The sequence below is a fragment of the Stenotrophomonas sp. STEN021 genome, from assembly GCF_056760175.1.
Map to the genome: position 1 here is coordinate 19,429 of NZ_JBRREH010000065.1, position 8,003 is coordinate 27,431.

An 8,003-nucleotide genomic window follows, 5' to 3' on the forward strand; every position below is an offset into this window, starting at 1 on the left:
CGCGCTTACCATGCCGTCTGCAGGCGGGCAGCGGCGCGTTGCTCGCGGCGCTTGGCCGCCCACTCGGACAGACGCTCGAAGTACAGGTAGATCACCGGCGTGGTGTACAGCGTGACCAGCTGCGACAGCAACAGGCCGCCAACGATGGCCACACCCAGCGGGCGCCGCAGCTCTGAACCAATGCCGGTGCCCAAGGCCAGCGGCAGCGCGCCGAGCATGGCCGCGGCGGTGGTCATCATGATCGGGCGGAAACGCAGCAGGCAGGCGCGACGGATCGCGTCATAGGCGTTGGCACCGGAACGCTGCGCATCCAATGCGAAGTCGATCATCATGATCGCGTTCTTCTTGACGATGCCGATCAGCAGCACGATGCCGACGATGCCGTCCACCGACAGGCTCATGCCGCACAGGTACAGGGCCAGCAGTGCACCGACGCCGGCCGGCGGCAGGGTCGAGATGATGGTCAGCGGGTGGATCCAGCTTTCGTACAGCACACCGAGCACGATGTAGATCACCGCGATGGCGGCCAGCAGCAACAGGATTACGTCGGTCTGGCTACTGGAGAACTCGGCGGCGGTGCCGACGAACTGTGCCTGCATCTGCTGCGGAAGCTCCAGCTCGGCCACCGCCTTGTTGATCGCATCCACGCCCTCGGACAACGAGTAACCCGGTGCCAGATTGAACGATATCGTCGCCGATGGCAGCTGCTGCTGGTGGCTGACGATCAGCGGCGCGGTGCCGGGTGTGGCGCTGGCAATCGCCGACAGCGGGATGCTGCCGCCTGCGCCAAGCGCGATGCCGATATTGGCACTGCCGATGCCGGTCGCGGTGGACGAGTTGCTCGAGGTTACCTGGCCCAGCGTGGTCGCATTGCTGCCACTGAGCGTGCCGCTGCCATTGCTGCCGATTGCCAGCTGGTTCATCAGCGCATCGCTGTTGCGGAACTCCGGTGCCACTTCCAGCACCACGCGGTACTGGTTGAGCTGGGTGAAGATGGTCGAGATCTGGCGCTGGCCGTAGGCGTCGTACAGGGTGTCGTCGATGGTCTGCATCGGTACGCCGTAGCGGCTGGCCTTGTCGCGGTCCACTTCCACATGCAACGCGCGGCCATGATTGGCCAGGTTGTCGTCGACATCGGCCAGTTCCGGCAGGCGCCGCAATGCGTCGGTGACGCGCTCGGTCTGCGTGGCCAGCTCGGCGCTGTCCATGTCCGACAGCGAGAACTGGTAGGCGGTGGCGGCCACGCGCGTGTCCAGGGTCACGTCCTGCACCGGCTTCAGGTACAGGGCAACACCGGGGACGTGCGCGGCGGCGGCCTGCAGACGCGGCAGGATCACATCCAGCCCGTCACGATCACTACGGTCCTTGAGCACGATGCTCAGCTGGCCCTGGTTGAGGGTGGGATTCATGCTGCCTGCACCGATGTAAGCAGCGACGCCGGTGACGGCTTCATCGCTCTGCAACGCGGCGGCGACCGCCTGGGTGCGCTGCTGCATCTGATCGAAGGCGACGTTCTGGTCGGCGATCACCACGCCGGTGATCATGCCGGTGTCCTGGTCGGGCAGCAGGCCCTTGGGGATCACCATGTAGAGCGCTACGGTCAGCGCGACCGAGGCCAGGGCGATGCCCAGGGTCAGCGGTTGATGGTGCAGCACCCAGTCCAACGTGCGCTCATAGACCCCGACCAGGCGCGACCATGCGGTGACCTTGCCGTGCGCGGCTGCCCGCTCATGCGCGTCGTCGCCTTCGGGCAGCGCGTCCGGCTTGAGCAGGTAGGCGCACATCATCGGCGTCAGCGTCAGCGAGATCAGCATCGAGATCGACACGGCGATGGTCAGCACCCAGGCGAACTCGTGGAACAGGCGGCCGGTGACGCCCGGCATCAGGATCAGCGGCAGGAATACCGCGATCAGCGACACCGTCAGCGACAGCACGGTGAAGCCGATTTCGCGCGAACCGATCTCGGCTGCTTCCTGGCCGTCCTTGCCCTTCTCGATATAGCGCACGATGTTCTCGATCATCACGATCGCATCGTCGACCACGAAGCCGGTAGCCACGGTCAGCGCCATCAGCGACAGGTTGTCCAGCGACATGCCGGCGAAGGCCATCACCCCGAATGTGCCCAGCAAAGACAGCGGTACCGCCACCGACGGGATTACCGTGGCCCACAGGCGGCGCAGGAACACGAAGATCACCGCCACCACCAGGCAGATGGTGAGGATCAGGGTGAACTGCACATCGTGCACCGAGGCGCGGATGGTGACGGTGCGGTCGGAGAACACATCGAGCTTTACGTCGGCCGGCAACATGCCCTGCAGGTTGGGCAGGATCTGGCGGATGTTCTCCACCGTCTTGACGATGTTGGCGCCAGGCTGGCGGCGTACTTCCAGCAGCACTGCCGGCTTGCCATCGGCCCAGGCGGCGAGCTGGTCGTTTTCTACCCCATCGACCACCTTGGCGACGTCACGCAGACGCACCGGTGCACCGTTCTGGTAGCGGATGATGATGTCGTTGTAGTCGGCCGCGTCGCTGAGCTGGTCGTTGGTGGACAGCGTATAGCTCTGCGTCTTGCCGTTGAGCGAGCCCTTGGGCGCGTTGACGTTGGCCTGGGTCAGCGCACTGCGCAGGTCTTCCAGGGTCATGCCCATGTTGGACAGCTGTGCCGGGTTGACCTGGATGCGCACCGCCGGCCGCACATTGCCGGCGATGGAGACCAGGCCGACACCATCGGTCTGCGACAGGCGTTGGGCGAGGATGGAGTCGGCCAGATCGTTGACCTCACGCAGCGGTCGCGTGTCCGAGGCCAGCTTCAGGGTCAGGATCGGTGCGTCGGCCGGATTCACCCGGTTGTAGACCGGCTGATAGGGCAGCGAGCTGGGCAGGGTGGCCTGACGGATCGCTGCCTGCACGTCCTGCGCGGCGGTATCCAGATCGCGTTCCATCGAGAACTGCAGCACGATGCTGGACAGGCCCGCCGAGGAATCGGAGGTCATCATGTCCAGCCCGGAAATCTGCCCAAGCTGCCGCTCCAGCGGCGTGGTCACCAGCGAGGCCATGGTCTGCGCGCTGGCGCCCGGGTACTGGGTGGTCACCACCAGGCTGGGCGCTTCGATCTCGGGCAGGGCCGCAACCGGCAGGCGCTGGTAACCGAGGATGCCCAGCAGCATCAGCCCGATCATCAACAGAGAGGTGGCGATCGGGCGCCGGATGAAAATAGTCGAAAAGCCCACGGTCGGTTCCTGGTGCGGGGGAGGGGAGGCGGGTGCCGGCCAGCGCGTCAGCGCGGCGGGCCACCCCGTCCACCACGGCTGCCACTGCCCTTCTGGGCAGCCGCCTTGAGCTGCGCTTCGGTCGGTGCCGGCGGCGCCTGGCCCGGTGCCAGTGCATTGACCTTGCTGCCTTCCTTCAGGCGGAACTGGCCTTCGGTCACCACCTTGTCGCCGGCCTGCAGGCCTTTGCTGATCACCACGTGGCTGTCGTCGACCTGGCCGCCCTGCACCACATCACGCAGGGTGACGGTGTTGTCGGGCTTGATCAGGTAGACGAAATCGCTGGTGCTGCTGCGCTGCACGGCTTCAGCCGGCACCACGATCGCGCCCGGCAGCACGTTGAGCTTCATCTGCACATTGACGAACTGGCCCGGCCACAGCGCATCGTTGGCATTGGGGAACTGCGCGCGCAGGCGGAAGGTGCCGCTGCTGCTGCTGATCTGGTTGTCCACCACCTGCAGTATGCCGTCGGCATTGGTCACGCCACCGCCCTCGCGGTCCAAGGTGGATGTCTGCAACGGGCCCGCCGACTGCGCGCTGCGCACTGCATCAAGCTGCTGCTCGGGCAGGTTGAACAGCACATAGGCCGGCTGCAGCTGGGTGACGGTGACGATCTGGCTGCCAACGCTGACCACATTGCCCGGGTCGACCGCACGGATGCCGGCGATGCCGTTGATCGGCGAAGTGATGCGGGTGTAGTCCAGCTGCACCTTGGCCTGTGCGGCCGACGCCTGCGAGGCCGCCACCGCAGCCTGGTATTGGGTGACCTGGTTGCGCAGCGTGGTCAGGTCGGTCTGTGCCACGAACTGGCGGTACTCCGGCGAGTTGGAGCGCGCGTAGTTGGACTGCGCGGTAGCCAGCAGGGCCTCGTTCTGGCGCTTGCTGGCGACGGCCTGGTCGTACTGTGCCTGGAAGGTGCGCGGGTCGATCTGTGCCAGCAGGTCACCCTTCTTGACCGCCTGGCCTTCGCGGAAATTGACGCTGAGCAGCTGGCCGCCGACCTGCGGGCTGACGGTGACGGTATTGAATGCGGTGACCGTACCTTGCGCGGTGAGGTAGACCGGCACGTCCTTCTTCTCGGCAGCCACGGCGGTGACCGGCACCGGGTCCTTGCCCTGTTCGCCCCGGCCGCCCTGACTGGTGCCTGCCGAGCTCGCCCCGGCCTTCTGCTTGCCGCCCCCCATCACCCGGTAGCCGATACCAGCTACCAGCAGCACTGCAATGACCAGCAGTACGATCTTCCAGAAACGCGACATGCGAAAACTCCTGAGCAACCGATAGGGGGAGAACCAACAAGGCGCAGAGGATACCGCCGCGCCTGTAGTCATGGGGGCATGACCGATGGGCTAGGCATACAGACCCGTGCAGGTGGTGAACGTTCCATTGCCGTATCGGTTGACCTGACGTTGTAGTGCCGGGCCATGCTCGGCAGAGGCCTTCCCAGGGTCGCATCAGCATGCAGCTGCTTTGTGGGAGCGTTGTCAGCCGCGAAGCCGGCACCGCAGGAACCACCAACTGGTCTGTGATCTGACAGGCCACCAGCTTCGCGACTGACGCCGTTCCCACATGCAGTTGGGTCGTGATGATGGATTGCGGAGAAGGCCCCTGCCGAGCATGGCTCGGCACTACGGCGGATTACTTACATCGCGTTGGTTCCCCGCCGGCAGGCGCTTGGCCCATGATTGGCCTACATTCACCCTGTCCCGGATTGGAAGGAGAGTTGCCGATGGCCCGTAAGACCGTGTTGCTGTCCGCCTTGCTTTGCGCCCTTGCCCCGCTGGCACAGGCTCAGGATGCCGCGCAACGGCCAGAGGTGGCGGCCGCCGCTACCCGCCTGCAGCAACAAGTGGTGGATTGGCGGCGTGACTTCCACGCCCATCCCGAGCTTTCCAATCGCGAAGAACGCACCGCGGCCAAGGTTGCCGAACGCCTGCGTGCGATGGGCCTGAGCCCGAAGACCGGCGTGGCGGTACACGGCGTGGTCGCCATCATCAAGGGCGGCCTGCCCGGCCCGAAGATCGCCTTGCGCGCCGACATGGACGCGTTGCCGGTCACCGAACAGACCGGCCTGCCGTTTGCCTCCAAGGCCACCGCCGAATACCGCGGCGAGCAGGTCGGGGTGATGCACGCCTGCGGTCACGATGCACACACCGCAACCTTGCTGGGCGTGGCCGACGCACTGGTTGCCATGCGCGACAAGCTGCCCGGCGAAGTGATGCTGATCTTCCAGCCCGCCGAAGAGGGCGCGCCGCCGCCGGAGCAGGGCGGGGCCGAGCTGATGTTGAAGGAAGGCCTGTTCAAGGACTTCAAGCCGGAGGCGGTATTCGGCCTGCATGTGTTCTCCAGCGTGCAGGCTGGGCAGATCGCGGTACGTGGTGGCCCGCTGATGGCCGCGTCGGATCGCTTCGGCATCACCGTCAATGGCCGCCAGACCCATGGCTCGGCACCGTGGAACGGGGTGGACCCGATCGTGGCGGCTTCCGACCTGATCGGCACCGCGCAGACCATCGTCAGCCGCCGCGTCAATCTGTCCAAGCAGCCCGCAGTGGTCACCTTCGGTGCGATCAAGGGCGGCATCCGCTACAACATCATTCCCGATTCGGTGGAGATGGTTGGCACCATCCGTACCTTCGATCCGGACATGCGCAAGCAGATCTTCGCCGACCTGCGCACTGTCGCCGAGCACACCGCCGCTGCCCATGGCGCCACCGCCGTCACCGACATCTATGAAAAGGATGGCAACCCGGCCACGGTCAACGACCCGGCACTGACTGCACGCATGCTGCCCAGCCTGCAGGCGGTGGTGGGCAAGGCCAATGTCTATGAGCCACCGCTGCAGATGGGCTCTGAGGACTTCTCGCTGTATGCCCAGCAGGTGCCGTCGATGTTCTTCTTCGTCGGCTCCACCGGTGCCGGCATCGACCCGGCCACCGCGCCCAGCAACCACTCGCCCAAGTTCCTGCTGGACGAGAAGGCGCTGGACGTAGGCCTGCGCGCGCTGTTGCAGGTGTCGCTGGATTACCTCAATGGTGGCAAGGCGGGCTGAGTCTCGGCTGCGTTCTGAGGCGCTTTTGTAGGAGCGGCGTCAGCCGCGAAGCCGACACAGTTGGAACCACCGACGGCTCCGCAACTTGATGGACCACCAGCTTCGCGGCTGATGCCGCTCCCACATTCTGATGTGCGGCCTGATGGGCTGCGGAGAAAATCCCTGCCGAGCATGGCTCGGCACTACGGAGGGGTTGGACAGACGCGTTCCTTTGCCAGGAACGGCTCTTTTCCGGTAGCGGCCAGGGGGAGTCGCAATCCCATAAATCCCCCGCTCAACATGGCGCAATTACACTACGCCTATGAATACTCCCCAAGATTCCAGCCTCGGCCGTGAGGTCGATTACCCCAGCCAGTACGACGCCAGTCTGCTTTTCCCGATCCCGCGTGCCGGTGCCCGTACCGAGATCGGCCTGGGCAGCGAACTGCCGTTCATCGGTGAGGACCGTTGGCATATCTATGAACTGGGCTGGCTGGACGCGCGCGGTAAGCCCTGCGTGGCCACTGCAACGCTGTATGTGCCGGCGATCTCGCCGAACCTGATCGAATCCAAGTCGCTCAAGCTGTACCTGAACTCACTCAACGGGGCGCGCTTCAACCGTGCTGAAGCGGTGCGCGAGCGCATTGCCACCGATCTGTCGGCCTGCGCCGGTGCCGATGTGCGGGTCGAGTTCGGCCTGCCAGCGGTAGCCCAGGCACCGGGCGAGAGCATCGATCACCTGGATGTCGCCATCGACAGCTATGGCCCGCCCGATGCGAGCCTGCTGTTGGCCGATGCCGGCAGCGTGGTCAGTGAAACCCTGGTGTCGGCCCTGCTCAAGTCCAATTGCCCGGTGACCGGTCAGCCGGACTGGGCCAGCGTCAGCATCCGCTACCAAGGCCCACGCATCGACCGCGAAGGGCTGCTGCGTTACCTGGTCAGCTACCGTGACCACGCCGAGTTCCACGAACAGTGCGTGGAGCGGATCTTCCTGGAGCTGAGCCAGCGTTGCCAGCCCACCACGCTGGAAGTCGAGGCACGCTATACCCGTCGTGGCGGCCTGGACATCAATCCGCGCCGGTCCAGCCCCGGCCTGCCGGCCAGCACCCCGATCCGCGACCTGCGTCAATAAACATTCAGCTGCGTACGCTGGTTTTTACGTTGGCGCGATGAAACCTTAACAGGCGTCGTGCAATCGTTGCTCCCCGTCAGTCACGGAGGAGCAGCCTGGATGAGCAGTACTGATAAGAAAGCCGATTTTTCCGGTGTCACCGGCACCGTTACCAGCACCGAACAGGTGGTGGAAAAGGCGGATTTTTCCGGCGTCACCGCGACAGTGACCAGCACCGAAGAGATTGTCGGCGAGCAGCAGTACACGGTGCAGAGTGGTGACAACCTCTCCAAGATCGCCAAGAACCTGCTCGGCGATGGCAATGCATGGAAGAAGATCTTCGATGCCAACCGCGATGTCCTCGACGACCCCGACAAGATCCGCCCGGGACAGACGCTGAAGATCCCGGCGCGTCAGGGCTGATCCCCGCGCCAATACGTACGCACCTTCAAACCAGATTCGGAGCAATTCATGAAGAAGACTTCGCTTAGGGAAGGTCTGATCAAAGCGCTCTGATACTTGGATTTCAGCGTCAAGGCGCCAAGTCGACCTCGATATGATCGATTTTGCGCCGTTTCTGACGCTTTTCGACGGGTTT

The 8,003-nt window shown here is 64.7% G+C and carries 5 protein-coding genes; 3 read left to right on the plus strand and 2 right to left on the minus strand.

All coding sequences use genetic code 11. The features are described 5' to 3' along the window. Positions 1 to 5: 5 nt before the first annotated feature. Positions 6 to 3,230: an efflux RND transporter permease subunit gene (locus ACVOL0_RS14180; RefSeq protein ID WP_481549653.1), complete on the minus strand. Its 3,225-nt coding sequence runs from the start codon at positions 3,228 to 3,230 to the stop codon at positions 6 to 8. Positions 3,231 to 3,277: 47 nt separating this feature from the next. Further along, positions 3,278 to 4,525 (minus strand): efflux RND transporter periplasmic adaptor subunit, encoded by a 1,248-nt coding sequence (locus ACVOL0_RS14185; RefSeq protein WP_481549654.1) that lies wholly within the window; start codon positions 4,523 to 4,525, stop codon positions 3,278 to 3,280. Between the two features lie 470 nt (positions 4,526 to 4,995). On the opposite strand from ACVOL0_RS14185, the gene ACVOL0_RS14190 reads away from it, so the two are divergent. The 3 genes from ACVOL0_RS14190 (at position 4,996) to ACVOL0_RS14200 (ending at position 7,828) form a co-directional block, all read left to right on the plus strand. Next, a complete protein-coding gene (locus ACVOL0_RS14190) occupies positions 4,996 to 6,315 on the plus strand; it encodes an amidohydrolase (protein WP_481549655.1) in 1,320 nt (439 codons plus the stop codon). 301 nt (positions 6,316 to 6,616) lie between these two features. After that, positions 6,617 to 7,426, plus strand: coding sequence for an NADPH-dependent 7-cyano-7-deazaguanine reductase QueF (queF, locus tag ACVOL0_RS14195; RefSeq protein WP_481549656.1), 810 nt, complete (start codon positions 6,617 to 6,619; stop codon positions 7,424 to 7,426). Between the two features lie 99 nt (positions 7,427 to 7,525). Next, positions 7,526 to 7,828 carry a LysM peptidoglycan-binding domain-containing protein gene (locus ACVOL0_RS14200; protein ID WP_481549657.1) on the plus strand — a complete coding sequence of 101 codons (303 nt, stop codon included), beginning with the start codon at positions 7,526 to 7,528 and terminating at the stop codon, positions 7,826 to 7,828. The last annotated feature ends 175 nt before the right edge of the window (positions 7,829 to 8,003 follow it).

Bases quoted from the DNA above. Each gene is read 5' to 3' on its own strand.
- ACVOL0_RS14185 (WP_481549654.1), bottom strand. From the start codon at position 4,525: ATGTCGCGTTTCTGGAAGATCGTACTGCTGGTCATTGCAGTGCTGCTG.
- ACVOL0_RS14190 (WP_481549655.1), top strand. From the start codon at position 4,996: ATGGCCCGTAAGACCGTGTTGCTGTCCGCCTTGCTTTGCGCCCTTGCC.
- queF (WP_481549656.1), top strand. From the start codon at position 6,617: ATGAATACTCCCCAAGATTCCAGCCTCGGCCGTGAGGTCGATTACCCC.
- ACVOL0_RS14200 (WP_481549657.1), top strand. From the start codon at position 7,526: ATGAGCAGTACTGATAAGAAAGCCGATTTTTCCGGTGTCACCGGCACC.